Genomic DNA, 24422 nt, shown 5'->3' with positions numbered 1-24422 from the left:
TTCGCCGATCGCCTTGTCCTCCAAAGTGCCGCCGCAAACCAGGCCGCCAGCGCGCATCCGCTAGAATCGCGGGTTTTCCCGGCATTAGGCGCGCAGCGCGCGTGCACCACTGGAGACCCCCGCCAATGTCCCTGTTTCGCAAGAAGAGCGTCGAGCACATGCTCGCGGCGAGCGCTCAGACCGCCGGCCTGAAAAAGGCGCTCGGCGCGCTCGATCTGACTTTCCTCGGCGTCGGCGCCATCATCGGCACCGGCATTTTCGTGCTGACCGGTACGGGCGCCTTGCAGGCCGGCCCCGCGCTGATGATCTCGTTCGTGATCGCGGCGATCGCCTGCGGCTTCGCGGCGCTCGCCTACGCGGAATTCGCGTCGACGATTCCAGTCGCCGGCTCGATCTACACGTACTCGTACGCGACGCTCGGCGAGCTGGCAGCGTGGATCATCGGCTGGGACCTGATGCTCGAGTACGGGCTCGCGACCTCAGCGGTGTCGGTCGGCTGGTCCGGCTATCTGCAGTCGCTGCTGTCGGGCTTCGGCGTGTCGCTGCCGATGGCGCTGAGCGCGGCCCCCGGCGCCGTCCCCGGGCACGAAACGCTGTTCAACCTGCCCGCCTTCCTGGTGATGATGGCGATCACCACGCTGCTGTCGCTCGGTGTGCGCGAGTCCGCGCGGATCAACAACATCATGGTCGCGATCAAGGTGGTCGTGGTGCTGCTCGTGATCGGTGTGGGCGTGTTTCACGTCACGCCGGCCAACTGGCACCCGTTCATGCCTCACGGCTGGAGCGGCGTATTCGGCGCGGCCGCGGTGATGTTCTTCGCGTTCATCGGTTTCGACTCGGTGTCGTCGGCGGCCGAAGAGGTGAAAAACCCGAAGCGCGACCTGCCGATCGGCATCATCGCGTCGCTCGGCGTCTGCGCGGTGCTGTACGTGGCAGTGGCCGCCGTCGTCACCGGCATCGTGCCGTCGGAGAAGTTCATGGGCGTTTCGCACCCGGTGTCGTACGCGCTGCAGCTCGCGGGGCAGAACTGGGTCGCGGGCTTCATCGATCTCGGCGCCGTGCTCGGCATGCTGACCGTGATTCTCGTGATGGCCTACGGTCAGACTCGGGTGATCTTCGCGATGTCGCGCGACGGCCTGCTGCCGGCGAAGCTGTCGAAAGTCCATCCGCGTTTCGCGACGCCGTTCTTCACGACGTGGCTCGTCGGTCTCTTCTTCGGCCTGATCGGCGCGCTGGTGCCGCTCAATGTGTTGGCTGAACTGATCAACATCGGCACGCTCGCGGCGTTCTCGATGGTGTCGATCGCGGTGCTGGTGCTGCGCAAGACGCACCCCGAGCTGCCGCGCGCGTTCCGTTGCCCGGGCGTGCCGGTCGTGCCGGTGCTCGCGGTCGCATCGTGCCTGTTCCTGATGCTGAACCTGCAAGGCATCACGTGGGGCGCGTTCGTGATCTGGCTGCTGATCGGCATGGTCATCTATTTCGGCTACTCGCGCCGTCACTCGAAACTGGCGAAGTAACGCGCGGTTTCGGCGAGGCGACCCAATGCGCTGAAGGCTCGCGAGCGCGGCCTGGGTTTGCGCCGATCTTTCGATGCGCCCCCTCGTGCTCCGCAGACGGGGCGCATGTCTTTGCGGCGTGCCATTGCATGGCCGCGATGTCTCTCTTCGTGCGCTCGCACCCGCCGAACACACTTCCCCTCATAGCGCGGTCGCGCGATTTGTGCTTTACTTTTCGGCAGACCTATCAAACCCGCAGCACTCTCGTCGGACCTCGCGAATCGCAGTCAGCACGCAGTCGAAGCAAAGCAGGGGCAACAACAAACACAGGTCCGATCTCACCCACAGCAACTACCTTGCATGGGATCGTGGTCTGCGCCGAGGCGGGGATCGATACGCCGAAGCGCTCGCTCCGATCGATTAAGGAGACAGCTTCATGGCGATCAGCATCAGTCTGACGGTCAATGGCGCGCCCGTGAGCGCCTCAGTCGACCCTGGCACCTTGCTTGTCCAGTTCCTGCGCGATCAACTCCGTCTGACCGGCACCCACGTCGGCTGCGATACGGCGCAATGCGGCGCCTGCACCGTGCATCTGAACGGCCGCGCGATCAAGTCCTGCAACATCCTCGCCGCGCAAGCCGATGGCGCCGACGTCACGACCATCGAAGGGCTCGCGCACAACGGCGCGCTGCATCCGATGCAGGCGGCGTTCAAGCACTGCCACGGTCTGCAATGCGGTTTCTGCACGCCGGGCATGGTGATGAGCGCGGTGTCGCTGGTGCAACGTCAACCCGATCTGACCGGCGACGAAGTGCGCGAACAGCTCGACGGCAACCTGTGCCGTTGCACGGGCTATCACAACATCGTCAAGGCCGTGCTCGAAGGCGCCGCGGGCATGAAGTCCGCCGCATCGAGCGCATCTGCCGGCGCGAATGCCGCCGGCGCAGCCGCCGCCTGAGGAGCCGACGATGAACGCACCCGACACCCCGAGCCTGATCGGCGCCGCCGTCGAACGCAAGGAAGACTATCGCTTCCTGACCGGCAAAGGCCAGTACACCGACGACATCGTGCTGCCGCAGCAAACCTATGCGGTGTTCCTGCGCTCACCGCACGCGCACGCGAAGATCGGCAGCATCGACACGCGCGCGGCCAAACAGTCGCCGGGCGTGGTCGCGATCTTCACCGGCGCGGATCTCGCCGCCGACAACGTCGGCGGACTGCCGTGCGGCTGGCTGATCCACAGCACCGATGGCAAGCCGATGAACGAGCCGCCGCATCCGGTGATCGCGCATACCAAAGCACGGCACGTGGGCGATCAGGTCGCGCTCGTAATCGCCGACTCGATCAAGGCCGCGAAAGATGCGGCCGAATTGATCGATGTCGATTACGACGTGCTGCCGGCCGTCGTCGATACCGCGCATGCGGCCGACCCGGGGCAGGCGGCGGTGCACGACGAAGTGCCCGACAACGTCTGCTACAACTGGGGCCACGGCGACAAGGCCGCGACCGATGCCGCGTTCGCGAAAGCCGCGCACGTGACCACGCTCGACATCGTCAACAATCGCCTCGTGCCGAACGCGATCGAACCGCGCGCGGTCAACGCGAACTATTCGGCGCAGGACGACAGCTACACGCTGTATGTCGCCAATCAGAATCCGCACGTCGAGCGGCTGCTGATGGCCGCGTTCGTGCTGTCGCTGCCGGAATCGAAGCTGCGCGTGATCGCGCCGGACGTCGGTGGCGGCTTCGGCTCGAAGATCTTTCTATACGCGGAAGACGTCGCGCTCACGTGGGCATCGAAGAGGATCGGCCGGCCGGTCAAATGGACCGCCGAGCGCTCCGAAGCCTTCCTTTCCGACGCGCACGGACGTGATCACGTGACCCAAGCCGAACTCGCGCTGGACGCCGACGGCAAATTCCTCGCCATGCGCGTGCATACGATCGCGAACATGGGCGCGTATCTGTCGACGTTCGCGTCGAGCGTGCCGACGATCCTGTACGCGACGCTGCTCGCCGGGCAATACGCCACGCCCGCGATCTACGCGGAAGTGAAGGCGGTCTTCACCAACACCGTTCCCGTCGATGCCTATCGCGGCGCGGGCCGGCCGGAAGCGACATTCGTCGTCGAGCGTCTGGTCGAAGCCGCGGCGCGCGAGATGAAACTCGATCCCGCGGAAATCCGCCGCCGCAATTTCATCACGCAGTTCCCGTACGCGACGCCGGTCGGCCTCACCTACGATACGGGCGACTACAACGCGATCCTGTCGCGTGCGCTCACGCTCGCGGACGTCGAGGGCTTCGCCGCACGCCGGCAGGAATCCGAAAAGAACGGCAAGCGGCGCGGCCTCGGCTACTCGTGCTACATCGAGGCATGCGGTCTCGCGCCGTCGAACATCGCGGGCGCGCTCGGCGCGCGCGCGGGCCTGTTCGAAGTCGGCCAGATTCGCGTGCATCCGACCGGTTCGGTCACCGTGTTCACGGGCTCGCACAGTCACGGCCAGGGGCATGAAACGACCTTCGCGCAGGTGGTCGCGGACCGGCTCGGCATTCCGCTGGACAGCGTCGAGATCGTGCATGGCGACACCGGCCGCATCGCGTTCGGCATGGGCACGTACGGCTCGCGTTCGATCGCGGTGGGCGGCTCGGCCATTTCGAAGGCGCTCGACAAAATCGAAGCAAAGGCGAAGAAGATCGCCGCGCATCTGCTCGAAGCGTCGGCTGAAGACATCGAGTTCAAGAACGGCGTGTTCCGCGTCGCAGGCACCGACCGCACGAAAGCGTTCGCGGAAATCTCGCTCGCGGCGTACGTGCCGCACAACTATCCGCTCGACGTGCTCGAACCGGGGCTCGAAGAGAGCGCCTTTTACGATCCGACCAATTTCACGTATCCGTCGGGTGCGTATATCTGCGAGATCGAAGTCGATCCGGACACCGGCGTCTCCCGCATCCAGCAGTTCACCGCGGTCGACGATTTCGGCAACGTGATCAATCCGATGATCGTCGAAGGCCAGGTGCATGGCGGGCTCGGGCAAGGCATCGGCCAGGCGATGCTCGAGCGCTGCGTGTACGACAACGACAGCGGACAACTGCTGTCCGGCTCGTACATGGACTACGCGATGCCGCATGCGTCCGATCTGCCCGACTTCACGGTCGAGACCTCGAAGGGCACGCCGTGCACGCACAATCCGCTCGGCGTCAAAGGCTGCGGCGAAGCGGGCGCGATCGGCTCGCCGCCGGCCGTGATCAACGCGATCATCGATGCGCTCGCGCCGCTTGGCGTGACCAACCTGCAGATGCCGGCCACGCCGCATCGCGTGTGGTCCGCGATTCAAGCCGCGCAGCAAGCCTGACCCAACGATCCTGAGCGGAGCATTCGACATGTATTCATTCGAGTATCAACGCGCGACGGATCCGCAAGCGGCCGCCGCAGCCCTCACCGCCGACAGCGACGCCAAGTTCCTCGCCGGCGGCCAGAGCCTGCTGCCGACGATGCGCCTGCGTCTTGCGCAGCCGTCGCAGCTGATCGACGTGACGCGCATTCCCGCGCTCAAGTCCATCACCGTCGACGCCAACACGGTGACGATCGGCGCGGCCGTCTGTCACGCGGACGTCGCTGAGCACGCGGACGTGCGGCGCGTGTTGCCCGCGCTCGCGGAGCTGGCCGCGAATATCGGCGATCGCCAGGTGCGCGCGCTCGGCACGATCGGCGGCTCGCTCGCGAACAACGACCCGGCCGCGTGCTACCCGGCCGCGGCGATGGGCCTCGATGCGACGATCGTCACTGACCGGCGGCGCATCTCGTCGGGCGATTTCTTCGTCGGCATGTACGAGACCGCACTCGCGCCCGACGAGTTGATCGTCGCCGTCGAGTTTCCGGTGCCCGAGCGCGCCGCGTACGAGAAATTCCGCAATCCCGCCTCGCACTTCGCGCTGGTCGGCGTGTTCGTCGCGAAGGTCGCGAGCGGCGTGCGCGTCGCGGTGACGGGGGCGGCGTCATCGGTGTTTCGCGTTCCCGAGCTCGAAAGCGCGCTGTCGGCGAACTTCACTCCCGACGCGGCACGCGCGCTCAGCGTGTCGCCCGACGAGCTGAACGACGACATGCACGCGAGCGCCGCATATCGCGCGCATCTGATTCCGGTGCTGGCCGCGCGCGCGGTCGCGAAGGCAAATGCTTAGCGATCCTGGCCAAGTCGCCCCGCTTGCCGCGCCTTCGCCACCGGCTTCGATTGACGACACCCTCGCCCAGCTCGCCGCTCAGCGCTATTTCGCGAGCCGCGAGCTGGCGACCGCGCTGTATCTCGCGCTGCGCATGGAGCGGCCGCTGTTTGTCGAAGGCGAGCCGGGTGTTGGCAAGACGGAGCTCGCGAAAGCCGCGGCCGGCATGCTCGGCACCACGCTGCTGCGCTTGCAATGCTATGAAGGCCTCGATACCGCGAGCGCGCTCTACGAATGGGACTACCCGCGCCAGATCATGGCGCTTCGGCTTGCCGAAGCGAGCGGCGAGCGCCCCGACAACGACACGCTGTATCGTGGCGAATTCCTGCTGAAGCGTCCGCTTCTGCAGGCGCTGATGCCGGACGAAAACCATCCCGGCGCGCGGCGCGTGCTGCTGATCGACGAAATCGACCGCGCCGACGAACCGTTCGAGGCATTCCTGCTCGAACTCCTGTCCGACTTCCAGGTATCGATTCCCGAATACGGCACCGTACGTGCGACGCAGCCGCCGCTCGTCGTCATGACGTCGAACCGCACGCGCGAAGTACATGACGCGTTGAAGCGCCGCTGTCTGTATCAATGGATCGGCTATCCGGACCGCGAGCGCGAACTCGAGATCGTCGCCGCGCGCTCGCCGCATACGTCCGCGCAATTGCAACGGCGCGCGGTCGACTTCGTGCATCGGCTGCGCGGCATGGATCTGTTCAAGGCGCCCGGCATCGCCGAAACGATCGACTGGTGCCGCGCGCTCGAAGCGCTGTCGGTCACGGAACTCGATCCGCAATCGGTGCAGAACACGCTCGGCGTGCTGCTCAAGTATCAGGACGATCTCGCGCGCGTGGATGCCACGCAGATCGCGCAGTGTCTGTCCGAGTGAGGATCGTCGGCATGAGGAACGAAAGAGGCTCAGCCCGGCACGATCACCCGGACCAGCAGCCTGCGCCCATGCTCGCGCGCAACGTCGTCCATTTCGTGCGCGTGCTGCGCGGCGCCGGCCTGCCGATGTCGCCCGCGCAGGCAGTCGACGCGCTCGCCGCGTTGCAGTGGATCGATCTCGGCCGCCGCGACGACGTGCGCGCCGCGCTTGCCGCGCTGCTCGTCACCGCGCCCGACGAGCGCGAGCTGTTCAATGCCGCATTCGATCTGTTCTGGCGCGACCCCGATTGGGAAGGCAAGCTGCGCGCGCTGCTGCTGCCGAAAGTGCGCGACGGGCTGCCACCGCCGAAGCGCAACAACCGTCTGGCCGATGCGCTCGCGGCGCGCTTGCCAGCGTCGCCGCATCTGAATACCCCGCAAGAAACCGAGCAGCACGAGTTGCACGCGCAGCTGACATTCAGCGCGGAAGAGCGGCTACGTCATCGCGATTTCGACACACTGAGCGCCGACGAATGGCGCACGCTGCGTCATCTGATTCGAGGCCAGCGGCTGCCGCTTGCAACCGAGCCGACCCGACGCCTGAAGGCGGCGTCGCACGGCACCCATGCGGATCTGCGCGCGAGCGCCCGGCACGCGGTTCGCGCCGGCGGTGACTGGACCGTGTGGAAGTATCGCGCGATGGTCGAGCGCAAGCCGCCGCTCGTGCTGCTGCTCGACATTTCCGGCTCGATGAGCAACTACTCGCGCGCGGTGTTGTACTTCTGCCATGCGCTGCTGCAATCGCGCGAACGTCTGCAGGTGTTTCTGTTCGGCACGCGGCTCACGAACGCGACGCGCGCATTGCGCGAACGCGATCCGGACGTCGCGATCGCGACGCTCAGCGATCAGGTGGTCGACTGGTCGGGCGGCACGCGCATCGGCGCGGCGCTCGCCGAGTTCAACCGACGTTGGGCGCGCCGCGTGCTCACCGGTCGGGCGACGGTGCTGCTCGTCACCGACGGTCTCGATCACGAAGCGATCGACGTGCTCGATACCGAAATGGCGCGGCTCGCACGCTTCGCGCATCGCGTCGTGTGGCTCAATCCGCTGCTGCGGTTCAGCGGCTTCACGCCGAAAGCGCGTGGCGTGCAGGCAATCCTGCCGCATGTCGATGCGCACCGTCCGGTTCATAATCTAGACAGTCTCGCCGCGTTCGGCCGCGATCTCGCGCAACTGACGCGCGCGCCTCGCCACACCGTCGCCGCGACGACACTCGCAGGAGCAACGACATGGAATTGAGCGAAACGCATACGCTGCCGGTCGCGCAGCAGCAGGCGTGGGACGCGTTGAACGATACAGAGGTTCTGCGCGCCTGCATCCCCGGTTGCGAAAGCATCGATCCGGAGGGCGAAAACGCGTACCTGGTCACGCTGAGCGCGGCGGTCGGACCGGTCAAGGCACGCTTCAAGGGGCGTATGCAACTGACCGATATCGACGCGCCGAACACCTACACGATCGTGTTCGAAGGCCAAGGCGGCGCCGCGGGTTTTGCCAAGGGCAATACGCATGTCACGCTCGAAGCCGACGGCGATGCCGCGACGAAGCTCTGCTATACCGCGAACGCGCAGGTCGGCGGCAAGCTCGCGCAGATCGGCTCACGGCTCGTCGACGGTGCGGCGCGCAAGATTGCCGGGGAGTTTTTCAAGCGCTTGGTCGCCCAGCTCTCGGGCGACCAGAGCGCCGCTCAAGCGCAGGACGGCGACGCCTCGGCGGACACTGAAACTGATGCCGAAGCCGCGTCCACGTCCGCGCAAACGGAAGCTAACGAGGCCACGGACGCAGAGTCCGGCGGCGAAGCAAAGAACGGGAAGAAATCATGGACAGCGTGGATCTCGAAGTTTTGAAAACCAGCGCCCGCTGGCTGGAGGACGGACATCGCGCGCTCCTCGTGACGGTCGTGAAGACGTGGGGCTCGTCGCCTCGTCCCGAGGGCGCGATGCTCGCGGTGCGCGATGACGGCCTGGTGGTGGGCTCGGTGTCGGGCGGTTGCATCGAAGACGATCTGATCGATCGCGTCCGGCAACGGGGCATCGAGCAGACCCGCCCGGAAGCCGTGAAGTACGGCATCACGGCAGAGGAAGCGCATCGCTTCGGGCTGCCGTGCGGCGGTACGATCCAGCTTGTGCTCGAACCGTTGACGCGGCAAAGCGGCATCGCCGAGCTGTGCCACGCGGTCGAAAATGGCCGGCTCGTCGCGCGCGAACTCGACATGACGACCGGCGAGGCACGGCTCGACAACGCGCAGGCAACCGACGGCGTGAATTTCGACGGTGAGCGTCTGCTGACGATCCACGGTCCGCGCTACCGGATGCTCGTGATCGGCGCCGGGCAGTTGTCGCACTACCTGTGCCATATCGCGGTGGGGCTCGACTATCAGGTGACGGTCTGCGATCCGCGCGAGGAATACACCGAGGAATGGGACGTGCCCGGCACGAAGATCGTCCGCACGATGCCTGACGACACCGTGATCGACATGAAGCTCGACGAGCGCTGCGCGGTGATCGCGCTGACGCACGATCCGAAGCTCGACGATCTTGCGCTGATGGAAGCGTTGAAGACGCCGGCGTTTTATGTCGGCGCGCTCGGTTCGCGCCGGAACAATCACGCGCGACGCGAGCGCTTGAAGGAGTTCGATCTGAACGAAGCGGAACTGGCCCGTTTGCATGGACCCGTGGGCATTTATATCGGCAGCAGGACGCCGCCTGAGATCGCGGTGTCGATTCTGGCGGAGGTGACGGCGGCGAAAAACGGCGTATCGCTGCCGACGCTATTGCAGGTCGAAGGCGCGAAGGCCGCGCGGGAAATTGCCGCGTCGGGTGGCGCCGCTTGCAGCGTGTAGCGTGACGCGGCGTTATTCAATTCAGACCGGCCACAGCGGCCCTTCCTGCATCGCGCCGATCTGCTCGCGCATCTCGAGAATGCGCTCCTCCCAGTAGCGCTGCGTGTTGAACCACGGAAACGCGGCTGGAAACGCCGGATCGTTCCAGCGGCGCGCGAGCCACGCCTGATAGTGAATCAGCCGCAATGTGCGCAGCGCTTCGACCAGATAAAGCTCACGCGGCTCGAATTCGCAGAAGTCCTCGTACCCGGCGAGCAGATCGGCCAGCGCGCGCGATGCCTCCGCGCGATCGCCCGGCAGCAGCAGCCATAAATCCTGAATCGCGGGACCCATGCGGCTGTCGTCGAAATCGACGAAATGCGGGCCCGCGTCGGTCCACAGCACGTTGCTCGGATGGCAGTCGCCGTGCACACGCAGCGCGCGAATCTCGCCGGCTCGCTCGAACGCGCGCGCGACGCCATCGAGCGCGAGATTCATCACCGTTTCCCACGCGGTGCGCACATCGTCGGGTACGAAACGGTGCGCGAGCAGGAAGTCGCGCGGCTCGTAGCCGAACGTGTCGATGTCAAGCGTCGGACGTTCCGCGTAATCCTGGGTCTGCCCGATCGCATGAATGCGTCCGATGAAACGCCCCAGCCATTCGAGCGTGTCGCGCCGGTCGAGATCCGGCGCGCGACCGCCGCGCCGCTCGAAGACCGAGAAGCGAAAACCGTCGAAGCTATGCAGCGTGCTGCCTTCGAGCACGCGCGCGGGCACGGCCGGAATCTCGCGCGCGACGAGTTCGGCGACGAACGCGTGCTCTTCGAGAATCGCCGCGTCGCTCCAGCGCTCGGGACGATAGAACTTCGCGACCACGGGCGGACCGTCTTCGACGCCGACCTGATACACGCGGTTTTCGTAGCTGTTGAGCGGCAACAGACGGCCGTCGGTACGCACGCCGGTCGTTGCGAGTACGCCGTCGAGTGCATCGAGCACGGTTTCGGGTGTAAGCCGCGAGAACGGCACGGCGCCGTCGGCGCCGGCCTCGGGATGAAAACTGTCGGGAGTGGTGTCGTTCATGCCCGCATTGTGCGCCGCGCTGCGGATAAAGACGAGGGCGACGACGGGCGTGACGACTCGCGATGCGTGCGTCGCATCGCTAGAAACGTGGGCTGACGTTCAATGCGTCTGCGCGCCGGCTGGACGTATCAGGTCACCGGTATCGATCAGATCTTCCAGGAAAAAGGGTTCGGTATTGAGTTGCTGCGAGGCGCCGGGCTCGCCGGCGTACCACGCCACCATTGCCATGTCGCCAAGAATGCGCATGACGATTCCGCGCGCGCCTTGCGGCACGGCGATATGTACCGATCGGACAATGGAACCGACTTCCATGATAATTCCCCGCTTCCCTTAGCCGGCTTTATGATTTCGTGCCGGTCGAGGTGATGATAAAAACGCCGCTTCGCATTTGGACGTTGCGTGCGCACCTGATCTGCTGCGCGCGTGGCGCGTGAGAGGTGAAAGTCATTGTTCCCGCGTTGCGGGGCCTTTGGAAAGCGCGAACGACAGGCTTTCACCGGTCGCTTCACGCTACTCCCATTACGCCGTGCGCCGCCAATGAGCTGGCGTCAGACGTCGTAATGAAGCCCATCATAAACCCTGCGGCGAGAGACATCAAAAACGTGCATTGCCCGGAACGGTCTGGCAGATAGGGCGTCACTGCGCCATCGCAAACGCAACTCCTGGGCACCGCGAAGATCGGCTTCTCAGCGTATGCTTAACATTTTGCGCGTTCCCGTGTGACCCAAGGAGTTCTGTTGTGACCCTGCCGCCGCAATCCCAGCCGATTGCATCTGCCGTTCCCTCTCCCGCCGCAGCCTCAGTTGATTGCGCCCACACCACCAAGGTGTCGGACGTCCCGTATCTCGAACGCGGCTCGCGCGCGTACTGGCGTGCGAGCGTCGCGCTGCTGTTCGCCGGCTACGCGACGTTCTCGCTGCTTTACTGCGTGCAGCCGCTGCTGCCGTCGTTCTCCGATGCGTTCAACGTGACGCCCGCGCAAAGCAGTCTGGCGCTGTCACTGTCGACCGCGGCGCTCGCGGTTGCGATCTTCGTCGCCGGTTTCGTCTCCGAGGGTTGGAGCCGGCACAAGCTGATGACGCTGTCGCTGACGGTGTCGGCGGTGCTGACGATCGGCGTATCGGTCGCCCCGCATTGGCATCAGCTGCTCGTGCTGCGCACGCTCGAAGGGCTTGCGCTCGGCGGCGTGCCGGCCGTTGCGATGGCATACCTCGCCGAAGAAGTGCATCCCGACGGCCTCGGCCTCGCGATGGGCTTGTATGTCGGCGGAACGGCGATCGGCGGCATGGCAGGGCGCGTGATCACGGGCGTGGTCGCCGATCTGTTTTCGTGGCGCGTCGCGATCGGCACGATCGGCGTGCTCGGCCTGCTGTCGATGCTCGCGTTCCGCGCGCTGTTGCCGCCGTCGCGCCATTTCGTGCCGCGCCGCGGGCTCGGCTTCGCGCATCACCGCACCTTGCTGCTGCGGCAGTTCAGCCGACCGGGCCTGCCGCTGCTGTTCCTGCTCGGCTTCGTGCTGATGGGCAGCTTTGTCACGCTGTACAACTACCTCGGCTACCGGCTGCTCGCGCCGCCATATCGGCTGAATCAGACTGAGATCGGCGCGATTTTCATCGTTTATCTGGTCGGCGTGGTCGCATCGCCGTGGTCCGGGCGCATGGCCGATACCTTCGGCCGCGCGCGCGTGCTGATCGCGAGCCTGCTGCTGATGGTGTTCGGCCTTGCGTTGACGATGCTGCATCCGCTCACGGCGATCGCGACCGGGATCGCATGCGTGACGTTCGGGTTCTTTGCCGGGCACTCGGTCGCGAGCGGCTGGGTTGGGCGTCTGGCGAAAGACGCGAAAGGCCAGGCCGCGGCGCTGTATCTGCTGGCGTACTACATCGGCTCAAGCCTGGTCGGCTCATATGGCGGCGGTGTCTGGGCCGCGCATGGCTGGAATGGGGTGGTCGGGCTGGTCGCCGCGCTGCTCGTGATCGGGCTGTTCGCGGCGACGCGCCTGCGCGGACGGGAATAGCCCGGAGGATCGGCACCAAAACGAAAGGGGCACGTAAGCGAACGTTTGATGTTTTCGCTGCATTTTGCTGCGCCGCGCCAATCGCCGCGCGCCCCGCCGCGCCGGGGTTCAGCAGCTTGCGAATAAGCGCCGATGCGCAAGCTCGCGCCGTCGCGCCGCTTCATCGGTCTCCTATACTCGACTCGTGCATGGACGCTGCATGGTTTTTCAGCCGCGGCCTCCGCTGCAACGACACAGCAACCATCCCGCATGGGAGGAGACGAAGATGACGTACTTTACGATCGGCGATTTCATCCTGGTCATTCCGATGGCGTTGGCGGGCGCGCTATTCGTCGGCGCCCTGCCCTGCAAGACCGAGTCGCGACACAACGCGCTGCGTGTGCTAGGCGCGATGATCGGTGTGATGTGCGCGGTGGCGCTGGTCGAGGGTCTGCCGGCGCTGGTGTAGCGGCGCGGCGAAATACCTGCAGAAAAGCCGCACGCCGAGCGTGCGGCTTCGTTTCGCCCTTGCGTCCGTCCGCCGGTTGCGCGGACGGCTGCTCACGCGGTCAGATCGCCTGATCCGTCGACGGCTTTTCCCACAGGTTGATCCCGCCTTCGGTCGCAAAGCGATCGATCTCGGCCAGTTCGTCGGCCGAGAACGCGAGGTTCTTCAGCGCGCCGACGTTCTCGCGCACCTGCTCCGCGCGGCTCGCGCCGATCAACACCGAGCTCACGCGCGCATCGCGCAACGCCCACGCGAGCGCCATCTGCGCGAGGCTCTGGCCGCGCCGCTGCGCGATGTCGTTGAGCTTCCTCACGTGCTCGATGTTCTGCGGGCTCAGATGCTCGTCTTTCAGCGAGCCGCCGCCCGGCTTGTTGACGCGCGCATCGGCCGGCACGCCGTTCAGGTACTTGCCGGTCAGCAGCCCCTGCGCGAGCGGCGTGAACGCGATCGTGCCCGCGCCGAGCTCCTCGAGCGTATCGAGCAGGTCGTGTTCGATCCAGCGGTTGAGCATGTTGTACGACGGCTGATGGATCAGCAGCGGCACCTTGTATTCGGCGAGCAGCTTCGCCATTTCGCGCGTCTTCGCCGACGAGTACGACGAGATGCCGATATACAGCGCCTTGCCCTGCTGCACCGCGCTCGCGAGCGCGCCCGCGGTTTCCTCGAGCGGCGTATGCGCGTCGAAGCGATGCGAATAGAAGATGTCGACGTAATCGAGGCCCATGCGCTTCAGGCTCTGATCGAGACTCGCCAGTACGTACTTGCGCGAGCCGCCGCCTTGCCCATACGGACCCGGCCACATATCCCAGCCCGCCTTCGACGAAATCAGCAGTTCGTCGCGATACGGTTTGAAATCGTCCTTGAACAGACGGCCGAAATTGGTTTCCGCGCTGCCGTACGGCGGCCCGTAGTTGTTGGCGAGATCGAAGTGCGTGATGCCCAGGTCGAAGGCCGTGCGCAGGATGTCGCGCTGCGTCGAGATCGGCGTGGTGTCGCCGAAGTTGTGCCACAAGCCGAGCGACAGCGCCGGCAGTTTGAGACCCGACTTGCCGCAGACGCGGTATTGCATGTCCGAATAGCGTTCTGAAGCTGCTTCGTAAGCCATTGCTAGTGTCCTTGTCGATGAGATCGCCTGACGATTGCGGGGTGCAGCCGGACCGCTATGTTAGCCAATCGACGCGACGCTTGCAGGCAGCCCAGCATGCGTGATGGACGAGCGCGCACGGCTCACCTACACTCTGGCCGGTTCAAGTTGATGGGAGGTGCAGATGACGAAAGCGATTTCGATCGCGCTGATTGTCGGCGGTATCGTGCTGCTGTATTTCGGCGGGCAGGCATTCAATTCGGTGAGCAGCGACGTGTCGCGCTTCTTCACCGGTTCGCCGAGCAACAAGGCGATCATGCTGATCGTCGCGGGTGTGGTGGCGACGCTCGCCGGGCTGACGGGAATCGCATTGTCGGGGCGCAAGCGCTGAGCGTTTCGCGCGAGGCCCGCGACGAAAAATCCTAAAACGCGATGTCGGGCCTGGCGGCGGAGCGCGTGCCGGGCAGCGGCACGTTGCTCACCCCGTGATAGGTGAACACCAGCGAGAACTTCACCTGATCGCTGAGATTCTTGCCGGCTGAGTGCAGCGTGTTGCAATGGAAGAACACCACGTCGCCGGTTTTCAGCTCGGGGGACACCGCGGTGCGGATGGCGGCCTCGTTTTCCGCCAGATCCGCGCGGAAGAATTTCGCTTCGTCGAAACGGTCGGACGTGAAGGCGGCGCCGTGCGATTGCGGCACGAACCACAGCGCGCCGTTATCGACGGTTTCGGGGCCGACCGCGAGCCACACCGAGACAAGATCGTCGCGCTCGAACGACCAGTAGCGCACGTCGCGATGCCAGCCGGTGAGGCTGCCGTACGCGGGGTGCTTGGTCATCATGCAGTTGTGATGCGCGCGCGACAGACGCGGCTCCTCGCCAAAATACAGCTCCATCCAGCCACGGATTTCCGGGGCGGTCGCCCATTGCGCAAACGCCGGGTGACGACCGTACGCGTCGAGGAGACGCCGCACCGTGTGTCCGCCCGGCGCATCCTTCGACGACGGCGCGCCAGGATACTGCAGATCCGCTTCGAATTCGATCGGCGCCGCGGCTTCCTGTAGCTGCCGCTGCGCGATCCGCTTCAGTTCCTCGCAACGCTCGGGTGACACGAGTCCGGGCACGACGACAAAACCGTGCTCGCGCAACGCGTGAATCTGCTCTTTCTTCGAATGGAGTGACATGGTATTCCGTTACCGTCGACTAACTGATGTTCGATTGTAAAACGGGCGCGATCGGGCTGCGTTGTTTCGCCGAGGGCGGCTCCGGCGTCCTGCTTCTGTTTTTCCGTGGGCCTGCCTCGAGGTTCGACGCATGGCGATGCACCGACCTAAGGCGACCGGCAGGCGGCAACCGCACATTAACTGCGCAAACGCGCACGGAAATCGCTCCGCCCAGGTGAGCTCAGGGGCGACGTCCGCGACGATGCGATCTAGGGAGAACCGCGGTTCGCAGGGTAAAAACGGACTTTCTGACGTCACGATTCCCCTGTAGCCTTCTCGCATGTTGATCGTCGCTGACGCACTTCTCTTTGTCGCCCGGGCCGCGAGGGCCCGTCCCGCCGCTTTCTCCGCGTTGTACCTTCGTCGCGCCATGCGCCGTGTTTGGCGTTGCGATCTGCCGCGCCGCGATCCGCACCGGAATTTCCGGCTTTCAGGCCGTTCATCGCAACCCCGTCATTGGCACATATGGTGCTGTTTGTCCGTGCACATCCGGTGCACGCGCCGACGTGCGGTACTTTGCCTAACTGTGAAGCCATGCATACTCTTTTGAGCACCCGTCTTACCCGCGCCGCGCTGAAAGCGGCGCGTCCCGCGCGCCGTCATATGATGCGGGCGCTGCGCCACCATGCCGCGCGCACCCGCGCGCTCGGCGAGCAGTGGCGCGACGCGAAGGCCGTCGACGGTTTCCGCACCTGGTTCAATACGTTCTTCTCGGCGCTGCGCCAGCAGAGCGGCACGCGCCGTTTGTCGCTGCGTACGCTGCTGCGCAAACCGACGCCGTTGCGCCTCGCGGTCGCGAAACGCGCGCCGGCGGTGACTACGCCCACGAGCCGTCGGCCGCGCCGTCTGTCGACGAGCAGCAGCGGATGGTTTGCGTTTGCGTTCGCGAGCCGGTGAAGTCGCTGAACGGGCGCTGAACTGCTGCCCGCTTGACGATTCACCGCGAAGACAAAGAAAAAACCCCGCCCGGCTCACGCCGGCGGGGTTTTTTTCGATCAGGCAGCGATCGGCTCGCGCTTAGTCGGCGAGCGCCGCGACCGGCTCGGTGCCTGCCGCTTCGGCGAGCGCGAGCGCCTTGTCGGTGGCTTCCCAGGTGAATTCCGGCTCTTCGCGGCCGAAGTGACCATACGCCGCGCTCTTCTCATAGACGGGGCGCAACAGGTCGAGCATCTGGATGATGCCCTTCGGACGCAGGTCGAAATGCTGACGCACGAGCTCCGTGATCGTCGCATCCGACACGCGGCCGGTGCCGAACGTGTTGACCATCACCGAGGTCGGCTGGGCGACGCCGATCGCATACGACACCTGGATCAGGCAACGCGACGCGAGGCCCGCGGCCACGATGTTCTTCGCGACGTAGCGGCCGGCGTAGGCTGCCGAGCGGTCGACCTTGGACGGGTCTTTCCCCGAAAACGCGCCGCCGCCGTGCGGCGCCGCGCCGCCATACGTGTCGACGATGATCTTGCGGCCCGTCAGACCGCAATCGCCCTGCGGACCGCCGATCACGAAGCGACCGGTCGGGTTCACGAGGAACTTGATGTCACCCTTGATCAGCTCGGCCGGCAGCGTGGGCTTGATCACTTCCTCGATCACCGCTTCGCGCAGCGTGTCGAGCTCGATGTCCGGCGAATGCTGGGTGGACAGCACGACGGTGTCGATCGCGTGCGGCTTGCCGTCGACATAGCGCACGGTGACCTGCGACTTCGCGTCCGGACGCAGCCAGGGCAGACGGCCGTCGCGGCGCAGATTCGCCTGCCGCTCGACCAGACGGTGCGACAAGTGGATCGGCAGCGGCATCAGTTCCGGTGTTTCCTCGCATGCGTAACCGAACATGAGGCCCTGGTCGCCCGCGCCTTGGTCGAGGTTGTTGTCGTGCGCGCGGTCCACGCCCTGGGCGATGTCCGGCGACTGCTTGTCGTAAGCGACGAGCACCGCGCAGCCGCGGTAGTCGATGCCGTAGTCGGTGTTGTCGTAGCCGATGCGCTTGATGGTGTTGCGCGCGATCTGGATGTAGTCGACGTTCGCGGTGGTGGTGATTTCACCGGCCAGCACGACCAGACCCGTGTTGCACAGCGTTTCCGCCGCGACACGCGAGTACTTGTCTTGAGCGAGGATGGCGTCGAGGATCGCGTCCGAGATCTGGTCCGCGACTTTGTCGGGATGGCCTTCGGAAACGGATTCGGAAGTAAAGAGATAGTCGTTTGCCACGTTGCAGACTCCTGTTTAGTGGTTACGGTTGCGTTCCACGTAGCCGACTTCGGGAGTCTGAAGCGGCGACGCTTTAGCGGATTACCTTACCGATGGACGCTTGACCCATGGAAACCATGGACCGCACCCGCCGGCTTCGCCCCGCAAGTTGTCTATTAACTCGGCGAAGCCTTTATTATAGCGACTTCCTTTGAATGTCACAGAGTCCAACGCGTGCGGCTTCACGTCATCTTGTCCGTTGTCCACCATTTCGCCCCCTGCAGCGCCGCCCGCGCGGAGGCTGCATGCTGAGCCGCTACGGCGCGAAGCTCGCGATCGGGCTGCTTAAACTCTTTGCGCTGTTGCCGTATGGATTCGTCGCCCGTCTCGGCGACGGCTTCGGTTGGTTGCTCTACCAGATCCCGAGCCGCCGCAAGCGCATCGTTCACACGAATCTGAAGCTGTGCTTCCCCGACTGGAGCGAAGAGCGCCGCGAGGACGTCGCGCAGAAGCACTTCCGTCACGCGATCCGCAGTTATGTCGAGCGCAGCGTGCAGTGGTTCGGCTCGGCGAAGAAGCTGGAGAAGCTGATCCAGCTCGACAGCGCGATCGACCTGACGGACCCGAACCTGCCACCCACATTGTTTCTCGGCTTTCACTTTGTCGGCATCGAGGCCGGTTCGATCTTTCTGAACTACTCGCTCAAGCGCCAGTGCGGCTCGCTCTATCAGCCGATGTCGAACCAGCAGCTCGAGCAAGTCGCGAAAGCGGCGCGCGCGCGTTTCGGCGCCGACATGGCGAGCCGCGCGGACAGTGCGCGCATCGTGCTGCGCTGGCTGCGCGAACGCAAACCGGTGATGCTCGGCGCGGACATGGACTACGGCGCGCGCAATTCGACGTTCGTGCCGTTCTTCGGCGTGCCGACCTGCACGCTGACGGCGGTCGGCCGTCTCGCCAAGGTCGGGCACGCGCAGGTCGTGCCGTTCATCGGCGAAGTGCTGCCGAATTACAAGGGCTACCGGCTCAAGGTCTTCAGACCTTGGGACGACTATCCGACCGGCGACGATGACCTAGATGCGCGACGCATGAATGAGTTTCTCGAAGAGCAGATTCCGCTGATGCCCGAGCAGTATTACTGGGTGCACAAGCGCTTCAAGACGCGGCCGCCAGGGGTGCCGGGGGTGTATTGACGGTGGCGTTAGGCCCTCGCCCGCCGTACCGTTTCCGATGTGCCAACGTGTATCATCTGCTATTGGTCCAGCACGGCTCGAACGAGTGACTCATCTGGGAGCCGGCGAGGCCGAAATTTCAGGCTCCGCACGCACGCGCGAAGCCCTACGCAGCAACGGATACACGGAAAACGTGAAGCTCAAATTCACCAAAATGCACGGCGCGGGTAATGACTTCGTCGTGCTCGACGGCTATACCGAACCGGTCAGCCTGACCACGGCCCAGGTTCGCGCGCTCGCGAACCGCCATTTCGGCGTCGGCGCCGACCAGTTGCTGCTGGTCGAAAAGCCGACCGTCGAGGGCGTCGATTTCAGATATCGCATTTTCAATTGCGACGGCGGCGAGGTCGAGCACTGCGGCAATGGCGCGCGCTGCTTCGTCAAGTTCGTGCGCGAGCGCGGCCTCACCGACCGGCGCAGCGTGCGCGTGCAAGTCCAGAAAGGCACGATCACGCTGACCATGCAGGACAACGGTGAAGTCATCGTCGACATGGGCACCCCCGTTTTCGATCCCGAGCTCGTCCCCTTCGCGACCAAGGGCCTGCAAGGCCGCCGCGAAAGCGCGGACACGCTCTGGCCGCTCGACGTGAACGGCACGACGCGCTGGATGTCGGTCGTGTCGATGGGCAATCCGCACGCGGTGCAGGTCGTCGACGACGCCGAGGCGTTCCCGGTGCTGCTCGAAGGTCCGGCCATCGAGCGGCACACGCGCTTCCCGCAGCGGGTCAACGCGGGCTTCATGCAAATCGTCAACCGCAACGAGATCAAGCTGCGCGTCTACGAACGCGGCGCGGGCGAAACGCTCGCATGCGGCACCGGCGCATGCGCGGCGGTCGCGGCCGGTATCCGGCGCGGGCTGCTGGATTCGCCGGTGCTCGTACACACCCACGGCGGCGATCTGACCATCACGTGGGATAGCGCGCAGCCAGGCGCGCCGCTGCTGATGGCCGGCCCTGCGGCCACCGTCTTCGAAGGAGAGATCGAGTTGGCCGAAGAGGCGTCGAGCGCGGCCCCACAGTCGCGGCACGCTCCGTCCAACCCGGCCGCCGTGGCGCCCTCCGTCTAACTCATCGACCGACGCGCCGCCGCGAGGCGGCTGTCCCGTAGTCCTCTAGCCGAAACCATGAACGATCGCGAAGTCGCCGAATACCTGCTCGCCAATCCCGAATTCTTCGTCGAACATGCCGAAACGCTCGCGACGATCCGGCTCGCGAATCCGCACGGCAAAGCCGCGGTGTCGCTGCAGGAGCGGCAGATGGAGATGCTGCGCGACAAGAACAAGCATCTCGAACGACGTCTAGCCGAGCTGCTGCGCTACGGCCACGAGAACGACAGCATCGCGTCGAAATTCCACCGCTGGACCATCCGCGTGATGGCCGAGCGCGATCCGTACGCGCTGCCACGCACGATCGCCGGCGGTCTGCGCGACATCTTCGATGTGCCGCAAGCGGCGCTGCGCGTGTGGGACGTCGCCGAGCCGTATGCGCAAGCCGACTTCGCACGCCACGTCAGCGAGGAAGTGCGCATTTTCGCGGGCAGCCTGAGCACCCCATACTGCGGCGCGAACACCGGCTTCGAGGCCGCGCAGTGGCTCGCGCCCGCGACGGGCGCGTCCAACGGGGCGGCTAACCCGGCGACAAGCGTGGCAACCAGCACGGCCGACGACCACGGCGCAGCGCCGAGCGACACGGTGCACACCACCGAATCAATCGCGCTGCTCGCGCTGCGCGACCCCGAACGTGCCGAAGACGCGCCGACGTTCGGCCTGCTCGTCATGGGTTCAGCCGACCCGCGACGCTTCCACGAAGGCATGGCCACCGATTTCCTCACGCAAATCGGCGCGCTCGCGAGCGCCGCGCTGAGCCGGCTGCTGCCGCGTTAAGCAGCGCCACGCAATCTCACCGCCCCACCGTGACCGCCGCCGACCCGATCGCCGCCTACCTGTCGCATCTCGAACATGAGCGGCGGCTGTCGGCGCACACGCTGCGCGGTTACACGCATGAGCTCGCGGAACTGAAGCAGCTCGCCAAGGGCCGAGCGCTCGAAAGTCTGACCGCGGTCGACATTCGCGGCGCCGTCGCGCGCGCCCATGCGGGCGGCCTCACCGCGCGCTCGATCGGCCATCGCCTGTCGGCATGGCGCGCGTTTTATCGTTGGCTCGCGGGCCACGTCGAGTTGGCGGCCAATCCGGTCGCCGCGGTGCGCGCGCCGAAGCAGGCGAAAATGCTGCCGAAGGCGCTTTCTGTCGACGACACCGCGCGCCTGATGGACAGCCCGCCCGCCGACTCGCCCGAGGGCCTGCGCGATCACGCGATCCTCGAACTGTTCTACTCGTCGGGCTTGCGCCTCGCCGAACTGGTCGGCCTCGACGTGCGGTTCGCCGACGTCGACGGCTATCGCTCGGCCGGCTGGTTGAAGCTCGATTCCGGCGAAGTCGAAGTGCTCGGCAAAGGCAAACGGCGTCGCGTCGTGCCGGTGGGCAGTAAGGCGGTCGAGGCGCTGAATGCATGGCTCGCGGTGCGCGAACGGCTGGTCCGCCACGATCCGCACCCGCTCTTCCTGTCGGCGCGCGGCAACCGGTTGTCGCCAAACGTCGTGCGCGAGCGCGTGAAGCGCGCCGCGCTCGCGGCCGGCATTCCGGCCAACGTGCACCCGCACGTGCTGCGCCATTCGTTCGCGACCCACGTGCTGCAATCGAGCGGCGATCTGCGCGCCGTGCAGGAGCTGCTCGGCCACGCGAGCATTACCGCGACGCAGGTTTATACGGGCCTCGATTTCCAGCACCTCGCCCACGTCTACGACAGCGCGCATCCTCGCGCGAAGAAACGCAACTGATCACGCGACTGGCGCCGCGCGCCACGACGCGCCGCGCTCGCTTGCACCCTACCGACACCTGATGAATACCGTTACGCTCAAACCATCGAAGGAAAAATCGCTGCTGCGCCGCCATCCGTGGGTCTATGCCAATGCGATCGAGCACGTCGACGGCCGCCCCGCGCCCGGCGCGACCGTGCTCGTGCGCGCGCACGACGGCCGCTTTCTCGCGCGCGCCGCCTACAGCCCGCACTCGCAGATCCGCGCACGGGTATGGAGCTTCGACGAAGCCGAGCCGATCGATCACGCGTTCTTCAAGCGCCGCGTGCAGCGCGCATTCGCGCATCGTCAGGCGATGGTGCGCAACACCGGCGCCGTGCGGCTGATCTTCGGCGAGGCGGACGGTCTGCCCGGCCTGATCGTCGATCACTACGTCGCCGAGGACGCAGGTCAGCGCAGCCAGATCGTCTGTCAGTTCATGGCGGCCGGTGTCGAGGCGTGGAAGGATGCGATCGTCGCGGCGCTGGTCGGCACGACCGGTTGCCCGAACGTGTACGAGCGCTCGGACGTGTCGATCCGCCAGAAGGAAGGGCTCGAACAGATCACTGGCGTGCTTGCCGGCGAGCCACCGTCGGAGAAGCTGATCGCGAGCGAAAACGGCGTGCGCTATAACGTCGACGTGCGCAACGGCCACAAGACCGGCTTCTATGTCGACCAGCGCGATAGCCGCTTGCTGGTGCAGCAGTTCGCGAAAGATCGCGATGCGCTGAACTGTTTCTGCTACACCGGCGGCTTTTCGCTCGCGGCGCTCAAGGGTGGTGCGAAGCGCGTGGTGTCGGTCGATTCGTCGGGTGAAGCGCTCGCACTCGCGCAACAGAACGTGGCGGCCAACGGCTTCGACGCCGACCGCGCGAGCTGGCTCGACGCCGACGCATTCAAGACACTGCGGCGCCTTTACGACGAAGGCGAGCGCTTCGATCTGATCGTGCTCGATCCGCCGAAATTCGCACCATCGCGCGAGCACGTGGACCGCGCCTCGCGCGCGTACAAGGACATCAATCTGACGGGCCTGAAACTGTTGCGCCCGGGCGGTTTGCTATTCACCTACTCGTGCTCGGGCGCGATCGATCCCGACCTGTTCCAGAAGATCGTGTCCGGCGCTGCCGCCGACGCGCGCGTCGATGCCCGCATCCTGAAGCGGCTTGGCGCGGGTGTCGATCATCCGCTGCTCACTGCGTTCCCCGAAGGGGAGTATCTGAAGGGGCTGCTGTTGCAAATCGCCTGAGCGCCCTTATTTTCTGGGCGATTGCGCATGCTGGCGGCGGCAGCGGTCAGCCTCGGCACCGGCGGCGATAAGCCGGCCGCAACCCGGCTGCGCCTGCGCCCGGCTGGCAAATATGTTTCAATATCCGGCTAGACAGGGCCGCGCCCATCCGGCTGCGGCGGCCCGCCTAACGCATCATCTGGCTAGCCCTGCGCTAGCGTTCGATCACGCACCGTTTCACGACTTACAGGCGACCCACATGATTCCAGTCACCATCCTGACCGGCTTTCTCGGCAGCGGCAAAACCACCCTGCTCAAGCGCATCCTGAACGAAAAGCACGGCATGAAGATCGCCGTCATCGAGAACGAGTTCGGCGAAGAGAACATCGACAACGAGATCCTCGTGCAGGACACGACCGAGCAGATCATCCAGATGAGCAACGGCTGCATCTGCTGCACGATTCGCGGCGACCTGTCGCGGGTGCTCGGCGATCTGGCCGCGAAGAAGCAGGCGGGCGAGGTGGACTTCGACCGCGTCGTGATCGAAACCACCGGCCTCGCGAATCCGGGCCCGGTCGCGCAAACCTTCTTCATGGACGACCAGATCGCAAGCGAATTCCTGCTCGACGCGATCATCACGCTGGTCGACGCCAAGCACGCAAACCATCAACTGGACGAGCACGAAGTGGTGCAGCGCCAGGTTGGTTTCGCGGACCGGATGTTCATTACGAAGGCCGATCTCGTCGACGAACAGCACGTGGCCGATTTGCGCCACCGTCTGCTGCACATGAATCCGAAGGCTGCGATCAAGGTCGTCAATTTCGGCGAAGCGGACATCAAGGAAATTTTCGATCTGCGCGGCTTCAATCTGAACTCGAAGCTAGAAATCGATCCAGACTTCCTCACCGAAGACGAACAGGCGCACAGCCACGCGCACGCGCACGACGAGCACGGCCACACGCACGGCGATCATGACCACGACCACGCCAACTGCGATCACGATCATGGCCATTGCGATCACGAAGGCCACGATCATGGGCATCGCCACCATGCGCATCACGACGACAAGATCAAGTCGTTCGTCTACCGCAGCGACCGTCCGTTCGATCCGAACAAGCTCGAAGACTTCCTCGGCGGCATCCTGCAGATCTACGGCGAACACCTGCTGCGCTACAAGGGCGTGCTGTACATGAAGGGCGTCGATCGCAAAGTCGTGTTTCAGGGCGTGCATCAGATGATGGGCAGCGACCTCGCCGCGAAGTGGCAACCGGCCGAGAAGAAGACCAACAAGATGGTGTTCATCGGCATCGAACTGCCGCGCGACCTAATCACCGACGGTCTCGACGCCTGCCTCGCCTGAGCGGGTGCAGCGCTGCCACGCAAGCCTGCCGGAAAGCACAGCGCGGGCCGCGCGCATCGCGGCGTGCGCTGTGCCGTTGTTATTGCGCCGAGACGCTCCCAGCCAAATGCGCGGACGTGAATCGTCTGCTGAAACCTCGCCGCTGCTGCGCAGAAACCGTTCGAAAGCAGGCGATATGAAAAACGCGTGAAAACCCTGCTGTATTAAAGCGTGCACGACCATCGCTTTTTGGC

At 65.2% G+C, this 24422-nt stretch carries 23 protein-coding genes; 18 read left to right on the top strand and 5 right to left on the bottom strand.

Annotated features, from left to right (window positions below):
• Positions 1-125: 125 nt before the first annotated feature.
• The 8 genes from BJG93_RS00510 (at position 126) to BJG93_RS00475 (ending at position 9465) form a co-directional block, all read left to right on the top strand.
• Positions 126-1517: an amino acid permease gene (locus BJG93_RS00510; RefSeq protein WP_027199425.1), complete on the top strand. Its 1392-nt coding sequence runs from the start codon at positions 126-128 to the stop codon at positions 1515-1517.
• Positions 1518-1932: 415 nt separating this feature from the next.
• Positions 1933-2454: a (2Fe-2S)-binding protein gene (locus tag BJG93_RS00505; RefSeq protein WP_027199424.1), complete on the top strand. Its 522-nt coding sequence runs from the start codon at positions 1933-1935 to the stop codon at positions 2452-2454.
• Positions 2455-2464: 10 nt separating this feature from the next.
• Positions 2465-4846: a xanthine dehydrogenase family protein molybdopterin-binding subunit gene (locus tag BJG93_RS00500; protein WP_027199423.1), complete on the top strand. Its 2382-nt coding sequence runs from the start codon at positions 2465-2467 to the stop codon at positions 4844-4846.
• A 28-nt stretch (positions 4847-4874) separates the two neighbouring features.
• Complete coding sequence (locus BJG93_RS00495; RefSeq protein WP_027199422.1) at positions 4875-5672, top strand: FAD binding domain-containing protein; 798 nt, start codon at positions 4875-4877, stop codon at positions 5670-5672.
• On the top strand, positions 5665-6588 hold the full coding sequence (locus tag BJG93_RS00490; protein ID WP_051374454.1) for an AAA family ATPase: 924 nt from the start codon (positions 5665-5667) through the stop codon (positions 6586-6588). Before BJG93_RS00495 ends, BJG93_RS00490 begins: the two co-directional genes overlap by 8 nt.
• A gap of 11 nt (positions 6589-6599) precedes the next feature.
• Positions 6600-7865 carry a vWA domain-containing protein gene (locus tag BJG93_RS00485; RefSeq protein ID WP_027199420.1) on the top strand — a complete coding sequence of 422 codons (1266 nt, stop codon included), beginning with the start codon at positions 6600-6602 and terminating at the stop codon, positions 7863-7865.
• Positions 7856-8470, top strand: a complete 615-nt coding sequence (locus BJG93_RS00480; RefSeq protein ID WP_027199419.1) for a CoxG family protein — start codon at positions 7856-7858, stop codon at positions 8468-8470. Before BJG93_RS00485 ends, BJG93_RS00480 begins: the two co-directional genes overlap by 10 nt.
• Positions 8443-9465, top strand: a complete 1023-nt coding sequence (locus tag BJG93_RS00475) for an XdhC family protein (protein WP_027199418.1) — start codon at positions 8443-8445, stop codon at positions 9463-9465. The genes BJG93_RS00480 and BJG93_RS00475 overlap by 28 nt, the downstream gene beginning before the upstream one ends.
• 21 nt (positions 9466-9486) lie before the next feature.
• Here BJG93_RS00475 and BJG93_RS00470 read toward each other — a convergent pair whose 3' ends face one another.
• On the bottom strand, positions 9487-10524 hold the full coding sequence (locus BJG93_RS00470) for a serine/threonine protein kinase (RefSeq protein ID WP_027199417.1): 1038 nt from the start codon (positions 10522-10524) through the stop codon (positions 9487-9489).
• A 99-nt stretch (positions 10525-10623) separates the two neighbouring features.
• Positions 10624-10836 (bottom strand): hypothetical protein, encoded by a 213-nt coding sequence (locus BJG93_RS00465; protein ID WP_018419122.1) that lies wholly within the window; start codon positions 10834-10836, stop codon positions 10624-10626.
• A gap of 427 nt (positions 10837-11263) precedes the next feature.
• Between BJG93_RS00465 and BJG93_RS00460 the strand changes: the two genes are divergently transcribed.
• Both BJG93_RS00460 and BJG93_RS00455 read left to right on the top strand, forming a co-directional pair.
• Positions 11264-12541, top strand: coding sequence for an MFS transporter (locus BJG93_RS00460; protein WP_082194677.1), 1278 nt, complete (start codon positions 11264-11266; stop codon positions 12539-12541).
• Positions 12542-12806: 265 nt separating this feature from the next.
• Positions 12807-12989 carry a hypothetical protein gene (locus BJG93_RS00455; RefSeq protein WP_027199415.1) on the top strand — a complete coding sequence of 61 codons (183 nt, stop codon included), beginning with the start codon at positions 12807-12809 and terminating at the stop codon, positions 12987-12989.
• A 100-nt stretch (positions 12990-13089) separates the two neighbouring features.
• Here the strand turns inward: BJG93_RS00455 and mgrA are convergent, their stop codons facing one another.
• Complete coding sequence (mgrA, locus tag BJG93_RS00450) at positions 13090-14133, bottom strand: L-glyceraldehyde 3-phosphate reductase (protein WP_027199414.1); 1044 nt, start codon at positions 14131-14133, stop codon at positions 13090-13092.
• Positions 14134-14296: 163 nt separating this feature from the next.
• On the opposite strand from mgrA, the gene BJG93_RS00445 reads away from it, so the two are divergent.
• On the top strand, positions 14297-14503 hold the full coding sequence (locus tag BJG93_RS00445; protein ID WP_027199413.1) for a DUF3185 family protein: 207 nt from the start codon (positions 14297-14299) through the stop codon (positions 14501-14503).
• 31 nt (positions 14504-14534) lie between these two features.
• Here BJG93_RS00445 and BJG93_RS00440 read toward each other — a convergent pair whose 3' ends face one another.
• Positions 14535-15296: a phytanoyl-CoA dioxygenase family protein gene (locus BJG93_RS00440; protein WP_027199412.1), complete on the bottom strand. Its 762-nt coding sequence runs from the start codon at positions 15294-15296 to the stop codon at positions 14535-14537.
• A 573-nt stretch (positions 15297-15869) separates the two neighbouring features.
• Here BJG93_RS00440 and BJG93_RS00435 point away from each other — a divergent pair.
• Positions 15870-16232 carry a hypothetical protein gene (locus BJG93_RS00435; protein WP_027199411.1) on the top strand — a complete coding sequence of 121 codons (363 nt, stop codon included), beginning with the start codon at positions 15870-15872 and terminating at the stop codon, positions 16230-16232.
• Between the two features lie 120 nt (positions 16233-16352).
• On the opposite strand, the gene metK is transcribed toward BJG93_RS00435, so the two are convergent.
• The gene (gene metK, locus BJG93_RS00430; RefSeq protein WP_027199410.1) at positions 16353-17543 is read right to left on the bottom strand and encodes a methionine adenosyltransferase; all 1191 of its coding nucleotides are present in this window, start codon (positions 17541-17543) and stop codon (positions 16353-16355) included.
• Positions 17544-17827: 284 nt separating this feature from the next.
• Here metK and BJG93_RS00425 point away from each other — a divergent pair, with 284 nt between their 5' ends.
• The 6 genes from BJG93_RS00425 (at position 17828) to BJG93_RS00400 (ending at position 24189) form a co-directional block, all read left to right on the top strand.
• Positions 17828-18712, top strand: a complete 885-nt coding sequence (locus BJG93_RS00425; RefSeq protein WP_027199409.1) for a lipid A biosynthesis lauroyl acyltransferase — start codon at positions 17828-17830, stop codon at positions 18710-18712.
• Positions 18713-18884: 172 nt separating this feature from the next.
• Positions 18885-19817 (top strand): diaminopimelate epimerase, encoded by a 933-nt coding sequence (gene dapF, locus BJG93_RS00420; protein WP_027199408.1) that lies wholly within the window; start codon positions 18885-18887, stop codon positions 19815-19817.
• A 57-nt stretch (positions 19818-19874) separates the two neighbouring features.
• Positions 19875-20633 carry a DUF484 family protein gene (locus tag BJG93_RS00415; RefSeq protein WP_027199407.1) on the top strand — a complete coding sequence of 253 codons (759 nt, stop codon included), beginning with the start codon at positions 19875-19877 and terminating at the stop codon, positions 20631-20633.
• Between the two features lie 29 nt (positions 20634-20662).
• Positions 20663-21586 (top strand): tyrosine recombinase XerC, encoded by a 924-nt coding sequence (gene xerC, locus BJG93_RS00410; protein ID WP_027199406.1) that lies wholly within the window; start codon positions 20663-20665, stop codon positions 21584-21586.
• A 61-nt stretch (positions 21587-21647) separates the two neighbouring features.
• Positions 21648-22850 carry a class I SAM-dependent rRNA methyltransferase gene (locus BJG93_RS00405; protein ID WP_027199405.1) on the top strand — a complete coding sequence of 401 codons (1203 nt, stop codon included), beginning with the start codon at positions 21648-21650 and terminating at the stop codon, positions 22848-22850.
• Between the two features lie 238 nt (positions 22851-23088).
• Positions 23089-24189 carry a CobW family GTP-binding protein gene (locus tag BJG93_RS00400; protein WP_027199404.1) on the top strand — a complete coding sequence of 367 codons (1101 nt, stop codon included), beginning with the start codon at positions 23089-23091 and terminating at the stop codon, positions 24187-24189.
• Positions 24190-24422: the final 233 nt, after the last annotated feature.

Source organism: Paraburkholderia sprentiae WSM5005, assembly GCF_001865575.2.
GTDB lineage: Bacteria > Pseudomonadota > Gammaproteobacteria > Burkholderiales > Burkholderiaceae > Paraburkholderia > Paraburkholderia sprentiae.
The sequence above is the reverse complement of the archived record's forward strand: the minus strand, read 5'-3'. Positions and strand labels throughout refer to the sequence as shown.

Excerpts from the sequence above, each read along its gene's own strand:
- BJG93_RS00510 (WP_027199425.1), top strand. The coding sequence starts at position 126 with ATGTCCCTGTTTCGCAAGAAGAGCGTCGAGCACATGCTCGCGGCGAGC.
- BJG93_RS00505 (WP_027199424.1), top strand. The coding sequence starts at position 1,933 with ATGGCGATCAGCATCAGTCTGACGGTCAATGGCGCGCCCGTGAGCGCC.
- BJG93_RS00415 (WP_027199407.1), top strand. The coding sequence starts at position 19,875 with ATGAACGATCGCGAAGTCGCCGAATACCTGCTCGCCAATCCCGAATTC.
- BJG93_RS00495 (WP_027199422.1), top strand. The coding sequence starts at position 4,875 with ATGTATTCATTCGAGTATCAACGCGCGACGGATCCGCAAGCGGCCGCC.
- BJG93_RS00475 (WP_027199418.1), top strand. The coding sequence starts at position 8,443 with ATGGACAGCGTGGATCTCGAAGTTTTGAAAACCAGCGCCCGCTGGCTG.
- BJG93_RS00485 (WP_027199420.1), top strand. The coding sequence starts at position 6,600 with ATGAGGAACGAAAGAGGCTCAGCCCGGCACGATCACCCGGACCAGCAG.
- BJG93_RS00465 (WP_018419122.1), bottom strand. The coding sequence starts at position 10,836 with ATGGAAGTCGGTTCCATTGTCCGATCGGTACATATCGCCGTGCCGCAA.
- BJG93_RS00500 (WP_027199423.1), top strand. The coding sequence starts at position 2,465 with ATGAACGCACCCGACACCCCGAGCCTGATCGGCGCCGCCGTCGAACGC.
- BJG93_RS00435 (WP_027199411.1), top strand. The coding sequence starts at position 15,870 with ATGCATACTCTTTTGAGCACCCGTCTTACCCGCGCCGCGCTGAAAGCG.
- BJG93_RS00480 (WP_027199419.1), top strand. The coding sequence starts at position 7,856 with ATGGAATTGAGCGAAACGCATACGCTGCCGGTCGCGCAGCAGCAGGCG.
- BJG93_RS00490 (WP_051374454.1), top strand. The coding sequence starts at position 5,665 with ATGCTTAGCGATCCTGGCCAAGTCGCCCCGCTTGCCGCGCCTTCGCCA.
- BJG93_RS00425 (WP_027199409.1), top strand. The coding sequence starts at position 17,828 with ATGCTGAGCCGCTACGGCGCGAAGCTCGCGATCGGGCTGCTTAAACTC.
- BJG93_RS00400 (WP_027199404.1), top strand. The coding sequence starts at position 23,089 with ATGATTCCAGTCACCATCCTGACCGGCTTTCTCGGCAGCGGCAAAACC.
- BJG93_RS00440 (WP_027199412.1), bottom strand. The coding sequence starts at position 15,296 with ATGTCACTCCATTCGAAGAAAGAGCAGATTCACGCGTTGCGCGAGCAC.
- mgrA (WP_027199414.1), bottom strand. The coding sequence starts at position 14,133 with ATGGCTTACGAAGCAGCTTCAGAACGCTATTCGGACATGCAATACCGC.
- BJG93_RS00445 (WP_027199413.1), top strand. The coding sequence starts at position 14,297 with ATGACGAAAGCGATTTCGATCGCGCTGATTGTCGGCGGTATCGTGCTG.
- BJG93_RS00470 (WP_027199417.1), bottom strand. The coding sequence starts at position 10,524 with ATGAACGACACCACTCCCGACAGTTTTCATCCCGAGGCCGGCGCCGAC.
- BJG93_RS00405 (WP_027199405.1), top strand. The coding sequence starts at position 21,648 with ATGAATACCGTTACGCTCAAACCATCGAAGGAAAAATCGCTGCTGCGC.
- BJG93_RS00455 (WP_027199415.1), top strand. The coding sequence starts at position 12,807 with ATGACGTACTTTACGATCGGCGATTTCATCCTGGTCATTCCGATGGCG.